The organism is Halopseudomonas sp. MFKK-1 (assembly GCF_027474385.1).
Taxonomy (GTDB): domain Bacteria; phylum Pseudomonadota; class Gammaproteobacteria; order Pseudomonadales; family Pseudomonadaceae; genus Halopseudomonas; species Halopseudomonas aestusnigri.
On sequence record NZ_CP114836.1, the window covers coordinates 1082320 to 1101230 of the forward strand.

Annotated in this window: 22 protein-coding genes and 1 pseudogene; 13 read left to right on the plus strand and 10 right to left on the minus strand. The window is 63.9% G+C overall.

The annotated features are described in order from the left end of the window. The first annotated feature begins 11 nt into the window (after positions 1-11). From O5O48_RS04895 to fos, 3 genes are all read left to right on the plus strand, one after another. Positions 12-797, plus strand: a complete 786-nt coding sequence (locus O5O48_RS04895; RefSeq protein WP_269688330.1) for an SDR family oxidoreductase — start codon at positions 12-14, stop codon at positions 795-797. Between the two features lie 22 nt (positions 798-819). Then, entirely contained in the window at positions 820-1575 is a 756-nt protein-coding gene (locus O5O48_RS04900; protein ID WP_269688331.1) for a sulfite exporter TauE/SafE family protein, read from the plus strand. A 499-nt stretch (positions 1576-2074) separates the two neighbouring features. After that, a complete protein-coding gene (gene fos / locus O5O48_RS04905; RefSeq protein ID WP_269688332.1) occupies positions 2075-2491 on the plus strand; it encodes a fosfomycin resistance glutathione transferase in 417 nt (138 codons plus the stop codon). Positions 2492-2560: 69 nt separating this feature from the next. Here fos and O5O48_RS04910 read toward each other — a convergent pair whose 3' ends face one another. From O5O48_RS04910 to O5O48_RS04920, 3 genes are all read right to left on the minus strand, one after another. Continuing rightward, positions 2561-3340, minus strand: coding sequence for a DUF4394 domain-containing protein (locus tag O5O48_RS04910; protein WP_269688333.1), 780 nt, complete (start codon positions 3338-3340; stop codon positions 2561-2563). 124 nt (positions 3341-3464) lie between these two features. After that, on the minus strand, positions 3465-4181 hold the full coding sequence (locus tag O5O48_RS04915) for an anti-sigma factor (RefSeq protein ID WP_269688334.1): 717 nt from the start codon (positions 4179-4181) through the stop codon (positions 3465-3467). Next, on the minus strand, positions 4178-4726 hold the full coding sequence (locus tag O5O48_RS04920) for a sigma-70 family RNA polymerase sigma factor (protein ID WP_269688335.1): 549 nt from the start codon (positions 4724-4726) through the stop codon (positions 4178-4180). The genes O5O48_RS04915 and O5O48_RS04920 overlap by 4 nt, the downstream gene beginning before the upstream one ends. Before the next feature lie 242 nt (positions 4727-4968). Between O5O48_RS04920 and O5O48_RS04925 the strand changes: the two genes are divergently transcribed. After that, the gene (locus tag O5O48_RS04925) at positions 4969-5751 is read left to right on the plus strand and encodes an SDR family oxidoreductase (protein ID WP_269688336.1); all 783 of its coding nucleotides are present in this window, start codon (positions 4969-4971) and stop codon (positions 5749-5751) included. Between the two features lie 98 nt (positions 5752-5849). Beyond that, positions 5850-6527, plus strand: coding sequence for a cytochrome b/b6 domain-containing protein (locus tag O5O48_RS04930; protein WP_233048627.1), 678 nt, complete (start codon positions 5850-5852; stop codon positions 6525-6527). A 76-nt stretch (positions 6528-6603) separates the two neighbouring features. Here O5O48_RS04930 and O5O48_RS04935 read toward each other — a convergent pair whose 3' ends face one another. The 6 genes and pseudogenes from O5O48_RS04935 to O5O48_RS17715 all read right to left on the minus strand — a co-directional run. Further along, positions 6604-7068 (minus strand): c-type cytochrome, encoded by a 465-nt coding sequence (locus O5O48_RS04935; RefSeq protein ID WP_269688337.1) that lies wholly within the window; start codon positions 7066-7068, stop codon positions 6604-6606. A gap of 30 nt (positions 7069-7098) precedes the next feature. Then, a complete protein-coding gene (locus O5O48_RS04940) occupies positions 7099-7284 on the minus strand; it encodes a YgaP family membrane protein (RefSeq protein WP_233048625.1) in 186 nt (61 codons plus the stop codon). Between the two features lie 2 nt (positions 7285-7286). Then, positions 7287-9032: a SulP family inorganic anion transporter gene (locus O5O48_RS04945; protein ID WP_269688338.1), complete on the minus strand. Its 1746-nt coding sequence runs from the start codon at positions 9030-9032 to the stop codon at positions 7287-7289. Further along, positions 9029-9448 carry a DUF6691 family protein gene (locus tag O5O48_RS04950; RefSeq protein WP_269688339.1) on the minus strand — a complete coding sequence of 140 codons (420 nt, stop codon included), beginning with the start codon at positions 9446-9448 and terminating at the stop codon, positions 9029-9031. The genes O5O48_RS04945 and O5O48_RS04950 overlap by 4 nt, the downstream gene beginning before the upstream one ends. Positions 9449-9451: 3 nt before the next feature. After that, a complete protein-coding gene (locus O5O48_RS04955; RefSeq protein ID WP_332367350.1) occupies positions 9452-10087 on the minus strand; it encodes a YeeE/YedE family protein in 636 nt (211 codons plus the stop codon). Continuing rightward, a pseudogene (locus O5O48_RS17715) lies at positions 9990-10199 on the minus strand (ArsR/SmtB family transcription factor); the annotation flags it as partial. The pseudogene O5O48_RS17715 and the gene O5O48_RS04955, both read right to left, overlap by 98 nt. A 93-nt stretch (positions 10200-10292) precedes the next feature. On the opposite strand from O5O48_RS17715, the gene O5O48_RS04965 reads away from it, so the two are divergent. Continuing rightward, on the plus strand, positions 10293-10742 hold the full coding sequence (locus O5O48_RS04965; protein ID WP_233048622.1) for an OsmC family protein: 450 nt from the start codon (positions 10293-10295) through the stop codon (positions 10740-10742). Here the strand turns inward: O5O48_RS04965 and gltS are convergent. Further along, positions 10732-11943 (minus strand): sodium/glutamate symporter, encoded by a 1212-nt coding sequence (gltS, locus tag O5O48_RS04970; protein ID WP_269688341.1) that lies wholly within the window; start codon positions 11941-11943, stop codon positions 10732-10734. The genes O5O48_RS04965 and gltS overlap by 11 nt on opposite strands. Before the next feature lie 614 nt (positions 11944-12557). Here gltS and O5O48_RS04975 point away from each other — a divergent pair. From O5O48_RS04975 to O5O48_RS05005, 7 genes are read left to right on the plus strand one after another with little or no spacing between them, the layout of a single operon-like run. Beyond that, positions 12558-13244, plus strand: a complete 687-nt coding sequence (locus tag O5O48_RS04975) for a thermostable hemolysin (protein WP_269688342.1) — start codon at positions 12558-12560, stop codon at positions 13242-13244. Continuing rightward, positions 13231-14691, plus strand: coding sequence for an AMP-binding protein (locus O5O48_RS04980; RefSeq protein WP_269688343.1), 1461 nt, complete (start codon positions 13231-13233; stop codon positions 14689-14691). Before O5O48_RS04975 ends, O5O48_RS04980 begins: the two co-directional genes overlap by 14 nt. Beyond that, positions 14688-15371: a TenA family transcriptional regulator gene (locus O5O48_RS04985; RefSeq protein WP_088277699.1), complete on the plus strand. Its 684-nt coding sequence runs from the start codon at positions 14688-14690 to the stop codon at positions 15369-15371. The genes O5O48_RS04980 and O5O48_RS04985 overlap by 4 nt, the downstream gene beginning before the upstream one ends. Beyond that, a complete protein-coding gene (locus O5O48_RS04990) occupies positions 15355-16161 on the plus strand; it encodes an SDR family oxidoreductase (RefSeq protein ID WP_269688344.1) in 807 nt (268 codons plus the stop codon). The genes O5O48_RS04985 and O5O48_RS04990 overlap by 17 nt, the downstream gene beginning before the upstream one ends. 2 nt (positions 16162-16163) lie before the next feature. Next, the gene (locus O5O48_RS04995; protein WP_233048617.1) at positions 16164-16793 is read left to right on the plus strand and encodes a tetratricopeptide repeat protein; all 630 of its coding nucleotides are present in this window, start codon (positions 16164-16166) and stop codon (positions 16791-16793) included. Positions 16794-16796: 3 nt separating this feature from the next. Next, on the plus strand, positions 16797-17459 hold the full coding sequence (locus tag O5O48_RS05000; RefSeq protein ID WP_233048616.1) for a response regulator: 663 nt from the start codon (positions 16797-16799) through the stop codon (positions 17457-17459). Continuing rightward, positions 17456-18829 carry an ATP-binding protein gene (locus tag O5O48_RS05005; protein WP_269688345.1) on the plus strand — a complete coding sequence of 458 codons (1374 nt, stop codon included), beginning with the start codon at positions 17456-17458 and terminating at the stop codon, positions 18827-18829. Before O5O48_RS05000 ends, O5O48_RS05005 begins: the two co-directional genes overlap by 4 nt. The last annotated feature ends 82 nt before the right edge of the window (positions 18830-18911 follow it).

Below are 18911 nucleotides of genomic sequence, written 5' to 3' on the forward strand. Positions count from 1 at the left end.
GGGAGCTCTCCATGAAAGTAATTCTGATCACCGGCGCCGCCTCCGGCCTAGGCTGGGCGATGGCCAAGCGCTGGTTCGACGCCGGCCACAGCCTGGTCATGGCCGACGTCAACGAGGCGCTGCTCAGGCAGCGCGAGCAGGAACTGAATGCCCCCGAGCGGGTACTCGCGGTCACCGCCGACATCACCAGCGCCGACGACATTCAGCGGCTGATCAAGGCCACCAGCGACCACTTCGGTCGCCTTGATCGACTGGTCAACAACGCCGGCATCACCCACCGCTCACCAGCGCATCAGACCGATCCGGCGGTGTTCCGCAGGGTCATGGCGGTGGACTGGCAGGGTCCGGTTGAGCTGACCATGGCTGCGCTGCCACTGCTGCGCGCCAGTGAAGGCGAGATTCTCTGCATCGGTTCAATGGCCGGCTGGATGCCGGTACCGGGGCGCGCGGCCTATTGCGCTGCCAAGGGCGCGCTGACCCAGTTCTTCGAGGTGCTGCGACTGGAGCTGGAGCGCGACAACATCCACGTGCTGATGGTCTACCCGAGCTTTCTCGACACCCCGATCGAGCACAATGCCTTGGGCAAGGACGGCAAACCCGCCAGCCACGCGCGCTCCATGGTCGGCGGCATGCGCACCCCGGAATGGATGGTCGGCCTGATTGACGAAGCCCTGGTAAAACGGCACCGTTGGCTGCTGCCCGAACCGGTTTCCCGCTTCGGCAGCCTGCTCTGGCGTTTTGCCCCGGCGCTGTATCTGCGCCAGGTGCGCAAGCGCTTTGCCGGTGAGCTGGGCTAATCCTCCACTACAAGAAAACACCATGTCCCTCGACACCCTGCTGCTCAATCCCTGGCTATGGCTGGGGCTGTTTATCCTGCTGGCCTACACCATCGAAGCCATCACCGGCTTCGGCAGTATCGTCATTGCCCTGTCGCTCGGCGCATTGCTGTTGCCGATTCCGGCCATGCTGCCGGTACTGGTGCCGCTCAATATCTGCATGAGCGGCTATCTGGCCTGGCGCAACCGCCAGCACATTCACTGGCCAACCCTGCTCAAACTGATCCTGCCGCTGATGCTGATCGGTATGCTGCTCGGTTACGGACTGCGGCCGTGGCTCAGCGGCGAGCTGCTCAAGGCACTGTTCGGTGTGCTGGTGCTGTGGTTTGCCGGTCGTGAGCTGCTACGCATGTTCCGTGGTCATATCAGCCCGCCGCACCCGAGCTGGCTGAGCCGCAGCCTGACCCTCGGCGCCGGCCTGACCCACGGCCTGTTCGCCTCCGGCGGCCCGCTGCTGGTCTACGCGCTGGCCGGCACCCGACTGGACAAGAGCCAGCTGCGCGCCACCCTGATCAGCGTCTGGTTCACCCTCAACAGCAGCATGACCGTGCTGTTCCTGCTCGACGGCAGCCTGCTGCCCAACCTGCCACGCATCGCCAGCTACCTGCCGCTGCTGGTGATCGGCGTCATCCTCGGCGAAGTCCTCCATCACCGCCTGAACGAACAGCGCTTTCGGCAGGTGGTATACGGGCTGCTGGTGGTGACCGGCGTGTTGTTGCTGGGCAAGGCGGTGCTCTGACGGGCCAACGCGGCACGGTAGGGTGGAGTAAGCCAGCGGCGTCTCCACCAACAATGCGCTACGCTCGTTTCCGCCGTCCACGCCCCAAACATAGCCGATATTCGGCTCACTTAATGAGCCGAATACGCAAGTTAATCGGCTCATCGCAGTCCGGGCCTCCGTGCCCCATGGCTTTCGCCCTGCCGCAACTCATCGACTACACTTCTTACTCTGCAGCAGCCCTGCAGAGACGTAACGCCAAAAAGGACGTAATAGCCACGCAAAGGAGAAGGATCATGGCCGTGAAGCACACCCCTACTGGTATCGTTCATTCGGGCAGCAAAGGCGGTAGAACCGGGTGCGGATTTAACACCCGAGAGAATGCACATCACTGGGTACAATCCTCCGAGCGCATTACCTGCGACAAGAACGGCTGCAAAAACTGACGCCGCCACCCGCGAGGTTGTCGGGGCAGTTCATGCCATCGCCCTGCTCGCACCTTCGGTTCTCGACAGACGCCATGATCCAGGCCCTCAACCACATCACGATTACTGTCCGCGACCTCGGCACATCGATCACTTTCTACCGCGACCTGCTGGGCATGCAGTTGCATGTCAGTTGGGATAAAGGCGCCTACCTTAGTGCAGGTGAACTGTGGTTCTGCCTGAATCTTGGGCAGCCAAAACCCGCTGCGGACTACAGCCATATCGCCTTCTCAATGCAGGTAGACGCATTGGCTGCGCTGCGCGCACGCTTGCCGGACCTGGCCGTGCAGCAATGGCAAAAGAACAGCAGCGAGGGCGACTCGCTCTATCTGCTGGCCCCAGACGGGCACAAGCTCGAACTGCACTGCGGTTCACTAGAGTCACGATTAAGGGCACTTGAAAAAGCTCCTTACCGCGGCCTGAGGTGGCACTCAAACCCGCCACGCAGCTGATCGACAGCACCATAACCCAGACACAAAAAACCCCGCGCCAGCGCGCGGGGCGGTTCCCTTCAGCCGGGCTTACATGCTGCCGAGCACGGCGATATCGACAATCCCGTCTGCCAGACCGGCGACCTCGCCCAGCGTGGTCGGTGTGCCAGTTGCCAGATCAACCGTGTGCAGGGTCTTGCCGGTCAGCACGTAGGCGGTGTTGTTGCCGCTGCCATTACTGACGATATCCATGGCGGCTCCATTGAGGCCCTTGGCGAGTTCGCCGACGGCCTGCTGGACACCGTCGTTCGGCGGGTTCTGCAGCATCAACATGCCGGTGGCCAGATCCACGGTGAACAGCTCGGTGGTTTCGGTGCCGGGGTAGGAATTGGTGTAGGCACCGGCGACGACCTGAGCGGTCTGCCCAGCGTAGGCACCTTCGGCGGCGTAGGCAACGCTGCCGTCGACCGCAACGTCGCCGTTATCAACATTGACGCGGAAGTTGGTGCCATCGGCAGCGAGCAGGCGCAGGCGATCAGCCTTGGGGTTGAAGTCAACGACCGCGGCGGCGTCACCGGGCAACGCGGACTTGAGTGTGGTGGCCGCGGTTGCCGCACCGTTGGCGGTGTTGATGGTGTAGATGCCGTCGCCGCCGCTGAGGGCGTAGAGCATGCCGTTGGCCGGGCGCACGTCGATACCGCGCAGGTCGCTGGCGCCGCTGACCATCATGCTGCCGGTGACACTCAGGCTGTCGATATCGACCTTGTGCAACATGCCGTCCTGACCCAGGGCGATCAGTTGTGCCGCGCTGGCGCCGCTGGCGGCCAGTACAAGGGAGCTGCTCAGAATCAGGGTATTGATTGTTTTCATCGGTGAATCCTCGCTTGCAGGTGGTGACGGAAAGCCCGTCTGTCGTGGTGCTTTTGCAAGACACCTGCAAGCTATACCCGCCACCACACACGCTGGATGTCAGCGCGCAAACCTTTTTTCTCCCTCAATTGCTGGCGGTCAGCACCGCCCGCCCGATATACAGCACCGGACCGGTCGGCCGATTGAGCGGCGAGCCGCCCTTGGGCTCCAGCGTCAGCTCGAACAGCTGGCCGGCCTGCACCGCGCCAATCTGCTCGGCGCTGAGGGTGACGCCCTTGCCCGGTTCGATCAAACCGAGCGAGCGCGGGCCGTCCTTGGGATCGATCAGGGTCCAGAACTGCACGCTGTTGTCCGGTGGAATCTGATCGGCCACCAGCGATTCGAGGTGCAAGGTGCCGCTGGCGTCCACGGTGATCACCCATCCCGGCCGCGCACTTTCGCCCGGCACCTGCAGCACGGCGGTGTAACTGGGGCCAGAGGCGCTGTCACGCAGCACGCCTGGCAGCCAGCTGAGCAGCACCAGCAGGGCGAGGCCGGCGCTGGTCAGGCGCCAGAGGCCGAGGCTGTTCCACCAACGGGCCAGGCTGCTATCCGCCTGATCGACTGACGACTGCCAGCCAAGGCTTTGCTGCAGGCGTTGCCAGAGTGCCGGTGAGGGCGTTTGCGCGGGCAGGGCATCAGCCAGATCAAGCAGATGACGCTCCCATTCCAGCGCCATACTGGCGGCATCACGGTCATGCTCGATCAGTTCGCGGACTTCTGTGGCCTCGGGCTCCTCCAGCAAGCCCAGGACGTATTCGCCGATCAGAGCACGGCGCTGCTCGGGCGCTTGCGGAATCATGGCTGCAGACACTCCTGTAGTGCGCGCAATCCGGCGCGGATTCGGCCCTTGATGGTGCCCAGCGGCGCGCTCAGACGCGCAGCAATCTGGTCATGGGTCAGGCCCCGGTAGAACGCAAGCAAAATCGGATGGCGACGCGGGCGCTCCAGCAGCCGCAGGCAGTCCCGCAGCTGGCGCCCAGAAGAACGCGCATCGGCCAGTTCTTCGGCCTGAGCTGTCTCGTCCGCCATGTCGTTGATAAAGCCGTCATTGGATGCCACCAGCTGCTTGCGGCCGCGCAGCTGGTTGAGCGCGCGGTAACGCAGGATGCTGTAGATCCAGGCCCGGCCGGAGCCCAGGCTGCGATCGAAGCGGTCGGCATTGACCCAGACTTTGAGCAGCGCATCGTGCAGGCAATCTTCCGCCTGATCGCGCCGCCCCAGCAGGGTGATCGCCAAGCCCAGCAACTGACCTGCTTCCTGCTGATACAAGCGCTTGAACGCCGCGCGGTCGCCGCCGGCGCATGCTTCAAGAGTACCTTCATAATCGAATTCGCTGCCCGACATGCGCTGTTCCTGTATGCGATCACCCTTTGCCTTGCTGAAGGCTATACCGCTGAGCACAACCTGCAGATGTCCAGGCCGAGAAAAACCAGCTTTTTAATGAGCAATTGTTTCGGCGCCAAGCGACCCACGGCACCATCACGCCACTGATTGCCCATCAATCAGCCCCACTGGCGGTTGGCTCCCAAGGCCGCCTTGCGGTGCTAACGTCGAACCATCCACAACACCAACAAGAGGATAGGCGCATGACACTGGCAGCAGGGCGGCAGGCGATTTTCATCACCGGGGCAGCGTCGGGCATGGGCCGCGAAACCGCGCGGCTGTTCCACGAAAAGGGCTGGTTTATCGGTGCCTTTGACCTGAATCTGGGCGGTCTGCAGGCGCTGCAGGCAGAACTCGGCGCCGACAACTGCGTGATCCAGACGCTGGATGTCAGCGACAAGGGTCAGTTTGACGCCGCGGTCGCTACCTTTGGCGAAGCCACCGGCGGGCGCATGGATATTCTGTTCAACAACGCCGGCATCGTCATGCGCGGCTTCTTCGACGAAATGCCGTTCGAGGATCAGCTGAAGATCATCAACGTCAACGTCATCGGCGTGCTTAACGGGACCCACAGCGCGCTGCCGCTGCTCAAGGCAACTCCGAATGCGCTGTGCTTCAACACCTCGTCTTCTTCCGCCACCATGGGCATGCCGCTGATTGCGGTCTACTCGGCCAGCAAGCACGCGGTAAAGGGCCTGACCGAGGCGCTGTCGAACGAGTTTCGCCGTTACGATATTCGCTGCGCCGACGCGCTGCCGGGGCTGATCCGGACCGGGATGCCCAGCGAGGAGATGATGGCGGCGGCGCCGGACAAGGGGCCATTCCGGCTGATTGAGGCCATTGAAGTAGCCAGGGCGGTGTGGGACAGCTACCACTCGGACCAGCTGCACTGGTACATCCCCGAGGAGCTGGCCGAGCTGGACAAGGCCGCCGGCAACAACCCGGAGCTGCTGCGCGACAAACTCGGTCGCCACATGCAGCCCTGAGCGACATATCAGCGCACCCCGCAGCCCAGACGCTTGCGAGCGCGGGCTGCAGAGGGGTAGCCTTGCAGCCTCTTTCCGACAACCACGAGTCTGCCCCAATGAAAACCCTGGTCTGGGATCTTCCCCTGCGTCTGTTTCACTGGCTGCTGGCACTGACCGTCACCGGCGCGCTGGTGACCATCAGCCTCGGCGGCAACTGGATCGAATGGCACGAGCGCTTCGGCATCGCGGTCGTCGGCCTGCTGGCCTTCCGTCTGGTCTGGGGCGTCTGTGGCTCGACCCACTCACGCTTTGCCAGCTTCTTTCCGACACCGGCTCGTATCAAGGCCTATCTGGGCGGCCGCTGGCAGGCACTGGGGCATAATCCGATCGGCGCGCTGTCGGTATTCGCGTTGCTGGGGCTGATGGCGTTTCAGGCAGTAACCGGGCTGTTCAGTAACGACGACGTGGCCTTCTATGGTCCGCTCAGCCGACTGGCTTCGAGCGACACCGGCAGCCTGCTCAGCGGCTGGCACCGTTCCACCGAAGAGCTGATCTACGCCCTGCTGGCGCTGCACATTCTCGCCATTGTGCTGTACCGCCTGCGCGGCAAGAACCTGGTTGGTCCGATGATTCACGGCAAGGCAGAGGTGCCGGCCAATCAGGTTGAACAGGTCAGGGGCGGCGGCTGGGTTGCGCTGATCATCACGCTGGTCATCGCCGGCGCAGCCATCTGGTTTGCCACCGGCACCTGGATTCCCGCACCGCCGCCGGCGCCCGCCGTGCCAGCCTGGTAAGCCCCGGGAAGGCCGATAACCGCCCGATCAAACAAAAACCCGCCAATTGGCGGGTTTTGTCGGCTAACCTGACGACTCAGTCCATCTTGTACTTGTCGTGGCAGGCCTTGCAGGTCTTGCCCACTTCGGCGAACGCCAGGCGAATTTCCGACTGGTCGCCGGTTGCCGCTTTCTCGGCCAGGGTGTTGGCGGCGGTACCCATGTTGCCGGCCAGTTGAGCCACATCCTGCATGTTTTCAAACAGCGACGGATCTGCACTGGTACGCACATCGCCGATGTCCTTCTCGGTACCCGGACCAAACAGCGCGCCGATGCCCGAGTTGGCAATCGCAGCAATGGTATTGGCAGCGGCTTCTACCTGCTGCTGGTTGTACTCGACGCTGCCATCAATGACCTGCGCCTTGATCTTGCCCATGTTCCAGGCCATGTAGCTGAAACCGGCCTGACGGGTTTCAATCTGCTTCTCGGGGTCCATCGCAGCGGCGGACAGGCTGGCAGCGAGCAGGGCGGAGCCCAGCAGGGTTGTCATCACGGTTTTCATACAAACTCCTTTTTTTACTGTTATGACGCTTCACTTTCCGCAGGTGTTGATCCCGAGCAGCGGATACAGCGGGCAGAAGCGAAAGACGCCGGTTGCCAGCGGCACCAACCCGATCCAGCCCCACAAACCGATGGTGCCGGTCAGGGTCAGGGCAATCAGCACGACTCCTGCGAGGATGCGAAGAACACGGTCAATAGTACCTACATTGGCTTTCATGGCTACTCTCCTGAGTGCTCTGGGGCGCGGTCTCTGACCTTGCCCAGGGTGTTGAAGGCGATATCCGTGCTGGGGAAAACCCCGGCGATCTGCTGCCGTATCCAGTCGGTGTGCTGCAGTTGATCCATGACCGGGCCCTTGACCTCCGCGAGGTGCAGACGAATGTCCCGCTCGCGCAGCCCTTCGGTCAGCTCGCTGAGCATGTCCAGCCCAGTGCTGTCGATGTGGTTGACCGCTGACAGAATCAGTAACACTTCTCTGGTATCAGGATAGTCGGCCAGCGCCTGTGAAATGGCCTGTTCGACCGCCTTGGTGTTGGCAAAAAAGATGTTTTCATCGATCCGCAGGGCCAGCAGGTGCGGTTCAATTTCAACCAGATGGCGTTTGGTATTGCGGAAGTAGTGGGTATCCGGCACCCGGCCGACCACTGCCACGTGGGGGCGACTGCCGCGCCAGAGCTGGGCGACGATGGCAAAACACACGCCCAGCACGATGCCCGCCTCGATCCCCAGCACCAGCACGCCAACGGCGGTGCTGAGCAGGGTCAGACCTTCGGCCCGGTCATAACGCCAGGCCCGGCGCAAGCTGGCCAGATCGACCAGCGGCACCACTGCAACCAGAATCACCGCCGCCAGCACAACCTGCGGCAACCAGGCAAACAGCGGCGCGATGCTGATCAGAATCAGACCAACCAGCAGCGCCGAGAAGACGCCGGCAAGCGGTGTATTGGCACCGGCCTCGATGTTGACACTGGAGCGGGAGAAGCCGCCACAGACGGCAAAGCCGCCGCTCAGACCGGCACCAATGTTGGCGGCACCCAGCCCGAGCAGTTCGCGATCCGGGTCGATGCTCTGGCGCTTGCGCCGCGCCAGTGACTGGGCGATCGAGACACTTTCGACAAAGCTGACCAGACTGATCAACGCCGCCGGCAGCAGCAATGAGCGCAGCGCCGACAGATCCGGCGTATTCCACACCAGCTCCGGCAGTCCGGCGGGAATCTCCCCGACTACCGGGACGCCCTTGCTGGGCAAATCGGCCAGCAGGGTAATCACCACACCCAGCACCACCACCAGAATCGGCGCCAGCTTGGCCAGCAGACTGGCGAGTGTCGCAGACAGGCCGAGCCCGCGCAGGTGACCAGCCAGCTTTCCGCGCGCATACAGCAACCAGCCGAGCGCGACCAACCCCATCGCCAGCACCAGTGAATTGCCGGTATTCCAGCTGCCCAGCAGATCAAGTGGGGAATCCGGCCAGCCACGCAGGCCGAGCAGCTTCGGCAACTGACTGAGCACAATCAGAATCGCCGCACCGCTGATAAAGCCGCTGATCACCGGATGGCTGAGAAAATTCGCCAGAAAACCGAGGCGCAGCAAGCCGAACCCCAGCAGCATCAGCCCCGACAGCAGCGCCAGCCAGATCGCCAACTGCAGGTAATCAGCGGAGCCAACCGTCGCAAGCGGCGCGAGCAGAGTGGCGGTCATCAAGCCGGTGACCGCCACCGGCCCGACCGACAGGGTCATACTGCTGCCCAGCAATGCATAACCGATCAGCGGCAAAATGCTGGCATACAAGCCGATCTGCACCGGCAACCCGGCGAGCATGGCGTAGGCCATGCTCTGCGGGATGATCATGATGCCAACCACCAGGCCGGCTGTCAGATCACCCGCCAGCCAGGCGCGCCGATAGTGGCGCATCCAGCCGAACAGCGCATTGCTGCCCGGCGGTTGCAGGCGCAGATCCTGACTCACGCCTTCACCTGGCGGTCATACAGGGCAAACAGCCACATGCCAAGCAGCATAGCGGCCACCAGCAGCAGTGCCTGCGGGATCAGGGCTGACGCTGCAACCAGAGCCGGGCCAGGGCAGAAACCTGCCACCCCCCAGCCGGCGCCGAACAGCAGACTGCCGAGCACCAGCCGACGGTCGATGGTGCGGCTGGTCGGCAACTGTGCCTGCTCACCGCGCAGGGTAGTACCACGACGCTGAATCCACTGCATGGGCACGAAGGCAACGCCAATCGCCCCCGCCATGACCAGCGCCAGCGAAGGGTCCCAGGCCCCCGCCAGATCGAGAAACCCAAGCACCTTGGCCGGATTGGCCATACCCGAAATCAGCAGGCCGAAACCGAACAGCAGGCCGCTGGCCAATGCAATCAGTCCACGCATGATTCAGACTCCCGGCAGATGACGCAGCACGAACACGGTGACAAAGCCCGCGCCCATAAAACTCAGAGTAGCGACCAGCGAGCGCGGCGACAGCCGCGACAGCCCGCAGACACCGTGACCGCTGGTACACCCCGAGCCCAGCCGCGAACCAAAGCCCACCAGCAGGCCGCCGACGATCAGCGCGAGCGGGCCAGCCTCCACCTGCACGCTGATCTCGCCTGCCACGGCCAGATAGATCCAGGGCGCCAGCAGTAACCCGAGCACAAACAGCAGCGCCTCGCCGTTACCCGCCTGCGGCGTCAGCAGCCGGCCGACCAACCCGCTGATACCGGCGATGCGGCCATTGAACAGCATCAGCAATGCCGCAGCTGCGCCGATCAAGGCACCACCCAGCAACGCCGACAACGGGGTAAACGCCGCCCAATCAATGTTCATCAGCTGTCTCCTCGGCGCAGTAAAGGCCGTACAGGGTATGCAGAATAGCCAGTGCCTCACGGCTGGCCACACGGTAGTAAACGAGTTTGCCCTCGCGGCGGGTATCCACCAGCCCCTCACGGCGCAGCACGGCCAGTTGCTGCGACAGGGTCGGCTGGACGATGCCCAGCAGCTCTTCAAGCTCACCAACATTGCGCTCACCATCGACCAGCTGACACAGCAGCAGCAAGCGGTCACGGTTGGCCAGCGCCTTGAGCAGCTGGTGGGCCTGATCAGCAGAGCTGCGCAGACGCTGGATATCGGATTGGTTATTCATGACAGCAGTACGATCTCTCGGAACATTCTATTGACTAACAATATATAAAAAAATAGATTGTTTGCAAGCACGCCAATCGAAAGGGAGCACCCGATGAGTGAAAACCGTGTAGAAGTCACCCTTGAGCAGCAGCAGGGCTATCGATTTGAAGCCCGCTTCAGCGGTGGCACGCCACCGCTGATCACCGACGAGCCGGCACCACTGGGTAATAACGAGGGCCCCAGCCCGGCCCAGCTGCTGGTTACCGCTATCGCCAACTGTCTGAGTGACAGTCTGATCTTCGCCCTGGCCAAATTCCGCCAGCCGAACGACGGCATCCGCACCGAGGCGGTCGGGCTGATCGGGCGCAACGAGGAGAACCGCATGCGCGTGGTCGGCGTGGAAGTAACCCTGCATCTGGGCCATCCGGCCAGCGCATTCGAGCGGCTGGAGCGGATTCTCGATCAATTCGAGCAATTCTGTACCGTGTCGCAGAGCGTTGCGGCAGCCTTGCCGATTCAGCTCACCGTGCTCGACAGCGACGGGGTCAAGCTCAAGGGCTGAACAGCTCGAAGCCGAGCAGCGTCTGCACCAGCGTGGCGTTGGCAATGTCGATAAAGAAGGCGCCGAGCAGCGGGATCACCAGATAGGCCTTGGGGCTGGGGCCGTAACGGCTGGTCAAGGCATCCATATTGGCGATGCCGACTGGCGTGGCGCCCAGCCCCATGCCGATAAACCCCGCGCTGATACAGGCCGCGTCGTAATTGCGGCCCAGCAGCGGGAAGACCAGAAACACGGTAAACAGGGTAATCACCACGGCCTGTATCAGCAGCATGATGCCGATCACTCCGAACGCGCCCTGCAATGACAGCAGCGGCAGGCTGATCAGGCTCATGCCGAGAAACAGCTGCAGGCTCAGATCGCCAACCAGTTGAATCGGCCTGGCATCGACCTCCACGCCCGCCATATCCAGCCCGTTGGCCAGCACAATGCCGAGGAACATGGCGGTCAGAAACGCCGGCAGCCGCAGGCCCAAGCCTGACAGCCAGTCGTAGACGCTGGCACCAAGGGCAAAACACAGCGCGATCAGCAGGACCGCAGTAAGCAGATGATCCAGGTCGATCAGGTACGTGGTCTTGCCGCGCCCTTCCAGATGCGGCAACTCGCTCTCCACCTCGGTGCTCACCAGCCCATGACGGCGAATCAGCCAGGCCGACACGGGCCCGCCCAGCAGACCACCGCTGATCAGGCCGGCGGTCGCCATCGCCAGCCCCAGGGTACTGGCGTCGGCCAGTTGGAAATGTTCCTCGAACAACTGCCCCCAGGTGAGCGCGGTGCCGTGGCCGCCGGCCAGCGAGATGCTGCCGCCAATCAGCCCGTACACGGGGCTTTCCCCCAGTCCCAGCGCCAGCAGCGTACCCACCAGGTTCTGACACAGCAGCAACACCACCGCCAACCCCAGCATGATCGCCAGCGCGCGCCCGCCGGCCAGCAACTGACGCAACCGCGACGAAAGCCCGATGGTGCTGAAGAAGGCGATCAGCAGCAGATCGCGCAGCTGCAGATCAAACTGAATCTCGCGATTACTGACCAACTGCAGCACCGCCACCAGCGCACTGATCGGTAGCCCGCCACTGACCGCCGCCGGGATGTTGTAACGGCTGAGCAGACTGACCCGCTGGTTGATCCAGTAGCCCAGCCACAAGGCAATCACCGTCAGCGCCAGCGTGGTTGGCGTGTTGATCAGCAGAGCAGTCTGTTCCATGACAGGTCTCGAGTTGGTGGCGTGGGGCAGCAGGGGATAAGCATATACGCAGGGGCGGGGAGGCGAGCAAACGCCATTTCCTTTCAGCTGACTATTGGTGCGGCCGCTACCCGAGTATTTCGCCTTTCCCGGCGAGCCAAGGGGGGCTGCTTGCCCAGCCCCCCTTAGCGATCCCCCGGGGCACCCGGCTACGCGGCCCTTCGGGTTCGCTGCGTTGCTCGATTTATCGGGGAACCGCAGAACTCGGGGCTGCGCCCCTCAGACATGCTGCGGTCCTTTTTCCCGATAAATCTGCGCTACTCGCCCGCGTAAACGGGGAGTTGGTCCGTGCACGCTTCACGTCTGGCTGGGCAAGTAGCTCCCCTTGGCTCACAAGGAAGGCGAAAAGCGAACTATATAAATCGCAAAATGCAGAGCAAAAGCCACCGGGAAGGTCGAGCTCCCGCTCGACCCGCAAGCCACGGTGCAACACCTTGGCCGAGTTGGAACTCGGCCCTCCCGTAACAAGCAAACCGTTCAGCCGTTCCACCAACAAAAACACGCAGCAAAATATTCGCTTAAGCCGATCTTAAGATTCACCCGCCATTCTCCTCCCCAACATGAGGAGGAAGGCCATGTCACAGACCCCGGTTCCACAGGCTCGACAACTCGCCCGCCTGGGCGATGACGCCGCCCTGCTGCACGCTCCCCAGCACCCAGACTGCACGCTGCGGTCGCGGCTGGAGAGCTTTGTTCACGATTGTTTTGCCGACACCTACGGCGCCAATGTCCGCCAGTTCATGCCGGAGCTGCTCGGCCTTTGCCAGCAGGGCACGCTGCAGGCCGGTGTGGGTATCCGCGGCGGCGCCAGTGGCCCGCTGTTTCTCGAACACTATCTGGATCAGCCGGTGTGCGAGGCCATTCGTCAGCACACCGACCTGCCGGTAAACCGCGAGCAGGTGGTGGAAGTCGGCAATCTGGCCGCACTGGCTCCCGGAGCAGGGCGCCTGCTGATCATCGCGCTGACCCACTACCTGGCGACCAGCGGGTACACCTGGGTGGTCTTCACCGGCACACCGATGCTGCTCAACAGCTTCCAGCGCCTGACCCTGAGCCCGGTTGATCTGGGCCCGGCCGACCCGCTGCGCCTGGGGGAAGCCCGCCTGGAGTGGGGCAGCTACTACGCCACCCGCCCCCGGGTAATGGCCGGCTATATCCCCGAAGGCTTCAACCAGCTGCAGCGCCGCGGCCTGTTCGAGCGCATGCGCTATCAACCCGATTACCTGCAAACCGGCCCGGAGATTGCCCATGATTGCGCCTGAGACGCTCTGGCACAGCCTTGAACGCCACGCTGCCGAGCGCCCCAACAAATCTGCGCTGAGCGACGAGCAGGGCAGCATCAGCTACGCCGATTTGCCGGCCGAGATCCAGCGCCGGGCCGAGCACCTGCGCGCGGTCGGCTGCCGCTGCGTGGCGCTGGCCCTGCCCAACGGTCGCGAGTGGCTGTTGTGGGATCTGGCGATTCTCAAGGCCGGCCTGATCTGCGTGCCGATTGCGCCGTTCTTTACCCGACAGCAGCGCGAACACCTGCTGCGCAGCGCCGGCGTCGACACCGTGCTGGGCATGGCCGACGACAGCGCAGAGCTGCTGGCACAGGGCTTTGCCGCCACGTCGCTGGGCTGGCAACGGGCACCGATGGGCGTCGGCATCCCGGCCGGCACCGCCAAGATCACCTTTACCTCCGGCACCACCGGCACGCCCAAGGGCGTCTGCCTGTCTGCCGAAGCCATGCTGCAGGTCGCCGACAGCCTGCGTGAGGCCTGCTCGCCGGTTGATCCGCAGCAGCACCTGATTCTGCTGCCGCTGGCCGTGCTGCTGGATAATCTGGGCGCCATCACCGCGCTGCTCAACGGCGCCAGCATCAGCGTGCCGACCGAAACCGGCCTGCAGGGCGCGCAGATCAATCCGGCCCGGCTGCTGACGGTGCTCAACCAGAGCCAGCCGCACAGTCTGATTCTGGTGCCGCAGCTGCTGCAGGGTCTGCTGCAGGCTGCCGACGCCGGTGCGCCACTGCCGCGCAGCCTGCGCTTTATCGCGGTCGGCGGCGGCCGGGTTGCACCGTCATTGCTGGAGCGGGCAGCCAGACACGGTTTGCCGGTGTTCGAGGGCTACGGCCTGTCCGAATGCGCGTCGGTGGTCTGCCTCAATCGCCCGGGCTACAACCGCCCGGGCACCGTCGGCCAGCCGCTGCCGCATGTACAGATTCGCCTTGCCGATGACGGCGAGATCATGGTCCGCGGTGCCCGCGCGCTGGGCTATCTCGGCGAGCCGCCGCTGACCGCCGACGAGTGGCCGACCGGTGATATCGGCAAGCTGGAGGATGGCTACCTGAGCATTCTCGGCCGCAAGAAGAACCAGTTCATCACCGCCTATGGCCGCAACGTCAATCCCGAATGGGTCGAGGCCGAGGTCGCCGCCCATCCGGCGATTGCCCAGGTGCTGGTGTACGGCGAAGCCCTGCCGGTCAACGTCGCACTGATCGTGCCGCGCAGCCCGGCCTTCCGCGTAACCGACATCGAAGAGGCGATCGCCCAGGCCAACAGTCGCCTGCCCGACTACGCCCGCATCGGCCCCTGGTTGACCGCCAGCGAACCCTTCACCCCAGACAACGGCCTGCTGACCAGCAATGGGCGCCTGCGCCGTGAGCAGATCATTGAACACTACCGTCCGGCCCTGCTGGGCCTGCTGACCGAGGACATTGCACTATGACTTTCTTTGAACAACTGCAAAGCGAAACCGTAAACGAACGCGAATACCTGTTCAGCTCACCGCTGATCCAGGCCGCCCTGCGCGGCGAGGTACAACGCCACAGCTACATCGCGTTTCTGGCCCAGGCCTTCCATCACGTGCGTCACACCGTGCCGCTGCTGATGGCCTGCGGTGCCCGGCTGGACAGCGACCACGAATGGGTGCGCGAGGCCATGGCCGAGTACATCGAGGAGGAAATCGGCCATCAGGAGTGGATTCTCAACGACATCCGCGCCTGCGGTGGCGACGCCGAGGCGGTCCGCCACAGCACCCCGGCACTGGCCACCGAACTGATGGTCAGCACCATGTACGACCGCATCAACCGGCTCAATCCGATGTCCATGCTGGGCATGGTGTTCGTGCTCGAAGGCACCAGCATCGCGCTGGCCACCCAGGCCGCCGGCAGCCTCAAGGAAGGCCTGGGCCTGCCGCCGCAGGCATTCAGCTACCTGACCTCGCACGGCTCTCTGGATCTGGAGCACATGAAGTTCTTCGAGCAACTGGTCAACCGCATCGACAACGATGCAGACCGCACCGCCGTGCTGCACACCGCCAAGGTGATCTACCGGCTCTATGCCGACATGTTCCGCAGCCTGCCGGGCTCGGTCGAGGAGGAGGTGCGCCATGCAGCTGTCGGCTAGTCGTGTACTGCTGACCGGCGCCACCGGCGGCATGGGCCGCGCCATCGTAGCCGCGCTCTGCGCGCGCGGGGCGCAGGTGCTGGTGGTCGGCCGACAAGACAAGGCCCTGCAGGCCCTGGTGGAGCGCAATCCGTCCCAGGTCAGCTGTCTGCAGGCCGATTTGCGTCAACCGGCCGACCGCGCCAGCGTGCTGCGCCAGGCGCAGCAGATGGGAGACATCAACCTGCTGATCAACGCCGCCGGCATCAACCACTTCGGCCTGTTCGAGAACATGCAGGAGCAGGCCATCAATGATCTGATCGAGACCAACCTGACAGCCACCCTGCAGCTCACCCACGCCATGCTGCCGCTGCTGCGCAGCCAGCCGCAGAGCTGTGTGGTCAACATCGGCTCGACCTTCGGCTCGATCGGTTACCCCGGCTTCAGCGTCTACTGCGCGACCAAGTTCGCCCTGCGCGGCTTCTCCGAAGCACTGCGCCGCGAGCTGGCCGATACCAATGTCGGCGTTCTTTACCTCGCGCCGCGGGCGACCCGCACCGAGATGAACAATGCCGCGGTAGAAGCCATGAACGCCGAACTGCAGGTCAACATGGACAGCCCCGAGCTGGTCGCCGAGCGATTGGTTCAGGCGCTGGACGCCGATCTGCGCGAGGTGCATCTGGGCTTTCCCGAGCGCCTGTTCGTGCGCCTGAACGGGATTCTGCCGCGGCTGGTAGACAAGGCCCTGCGTCGCCAACTGCCAACCATCCAGCACTACGCCACCCCCTCAACCCACACCAGGGAGCACTGATCATGTCCATCTGGATTCGTTATCTCGTTGCCGGCCTGCTGGCCGGCTTCAGCCTGAACATCCTTGCCGCCGATATCGCTCCGCTGCAGCAACGCTGGGCGGAAATTCAGTACCAGCTGCCGGAAGACCAGAAGGCGGACGCCTTCGAAGCCCTGGCCGCCGAAGCCGGGCAGGCGCTGGCACAGGAACCCGATGACGCCCCGCTACTGATCTGGCGCGGCATCATTCTCAGCAGCTGGGCTGGCGCCGACGGCGGCCTGGGCGCACTGGGCAAGGTCAAGGAGGCCAAAAGCCTGTTCGAGCACGCCCTGCAGGTTGACCCGCAGGCCCTGCAGGGCTCGGCCTACACCAGTCTGGGCGCGCTCTACTACCAGGTTCCGGGCTGGCCAATCGGCTTTGGCGATGACGAGCAGGCCGAAGCGCTGCTGAAGCAGGCACTGGCACTGAACCCGGACGGCATCGACAGCAATTACTTCTGGGGCGATTACCTGATCGACCAGAAACGCTATGCTGAAGCCCGCGCCGCGCTGCTCAAGGCCCAGGCTGCTGCCCCGCGCCCGGACCGCCCGCTGGCCGATCAGGGCCGCCAGGCCGAGATCCGCGCCCGACTGGATAAAATCGCCAACAGGTAACCCATGCGACTGCTGCTGGTTGAAGACGATAGCTCCCTCGCCGAGGGCATTCTCACCTCGCTCAAGGGCGAGGGTTATACACTCGACTGGCTGCAGGACGGCGCCAGCGCACTGCACGCGCTGAGCAGCGAGCCCTTTGATCTGGCCATTCTGGATCTGGGCCTGCCGCGGATGGACGGTCTGCAGGTGCTGCGCGCCTTGCGCGACCGACATCAGGCCGTGCCGGTACTGGTGCTGACCGCACGCGACGGCGTGCAAGACCGCATCGCCGGGCTCGATGCCGGCGCCGACGATTACCTGATCAAGCCGTTCGACAGCGCCGAACTGAAGGCCCGCATCCGCGCCCTGCTGCGGCGCAGCGCCGGGCGCGCCGAGCCGTTGATCCAGCTGCGCGGCGTCACCCTCGACCCGCAAAGCCAGCAGGTCAGCTTCGAAGGCCGCAACGTCAATCTGTCGCGCAAGGAGTTCATCCTGCTGCACGAACTGATGGCTCAGCCGGACCGGGTGCTGACCCGTGATCGGCTGGAGCAGGCGCTCTACGGCTGGAATGAGGAAGTCGACAGCAACACCCTGGAAGTCCATATCCACCACCTGCGGCGCAAGCTGTTCAGCGGCCTGATCCGCACCTTGCGCGGGGTCGGCTACATGATCGAGCGCGACGCATGAAATCCATCCGCAAGCGCATCCTGGTGCGGGTGCTGGGGCTGCTGCTGGTCAGCACCCTGATCATGGGTTGGGCCAGCCACCACGACTCCACCCACGAGGTAGAAGAGCTGTTCGACGCTCAGCTGGGCCAGAGCGCACGGGTGCTGATCGGCCTGCTCGGTGCCTCGCAGGGTCAGATTCCGACCGAACAACTGGCCCAGGCGCTGCTGGAAACCAGCGGCGAGCACCCCAAACTCGGACACCGCTATGAAAGCAAGCTGGCCTTCCAGGTGCGTAACGCCGAGGGCCGGGTCATTGCCCGCTCCTTCAATGTGCCGCCGCTGACCGCCGCCGACTGGCAGCCGGGTTTTGCCGATCTGCAGCAAGCGCAGCACCAGTGGCGCAGCTATGTACTGGAGTCACCCGACAGCGGTCTGGCGGTTTGGGTCGGCGAGCGCAGCGACGTACGTGGCGAGCTGGTCGACAAGATCGTGCGCGGGACACTGGTACCCGATCTGCTGGGTATCCCGCTGCTGGTACTGCTGGTCTGGTTTGCCATCGGCTCGGGCTTGAAACCGCTGGACGAGCTGGCCCGCCTGATCCGCCTGCGCGAGCCCAACAGTCTGCAGCCGATCGTACTCAGCGATCTACCGCAGGAGCTGGAACCGGTGCAGGCCGCGCTCAATCGCATGCTCGAGCAATTGCACCAGTTGCTGGCCCGCGAACAGCGCTTTATTGCCGACGCGGCGCATGAACTGCGCACGCCGCTGGCGGTGCTGAAAATCCACGCCGAAAACGCCATGCAGGCCAACGAGCCGGCCGAGCGTGACCAGGCCCTGCAGCACCTTCGCCGGGGCGTGGAGCGCGCCACCCGACTGATCTCGCAAATGCTGACCTTGGCCCGGCTGGCAGACGACCAGCAGCGCCAGCGGGTGCCCGTCGCCCTGCTGCAAAGCTGCCGAGACGCCGTTGCCGAACTGCTGCCGCTGGCTCTGCGGCGAGATCAGGAACTGGAGCTGGTCAGCGACGGCAGCTTGCCGGAACAGGTGGAGATGGAGCCCGGCAGCCTCGGCATGTTGCTGCAAAATCTGGTCGGCAATGCCATCCAGCACACCCCCGATGGCGGGCGGATTCTGATCAGCCTACAGCAGCAGGCCGACCAATTGGTGCTGCGGGTCGAAGACAGCGGCAGTGGCGTGGCGCCCGCCGACCGCGAGCGCCTGCTGGAACGCTTTCACACCCAGGGCAACAGCCAGGGTGCGGGGCTGGGTCTGTCCATTGTGCAACGCATCATTGAGCGCCACCAGGGCAGCCTGTTGCTCGGTGACAGTCCACTCGGCGGCCTGCTGGTGCAGGCCAGCTTCCCGCTCGGCACACCCGTGTCCGGCTGATCGTGCGTCATCACCCGGGCAGCCTGCGCTGGTATCAGGGGGTAAGTTGGCCGATACTCGGGCGCGTTCAAGATGCCCAATA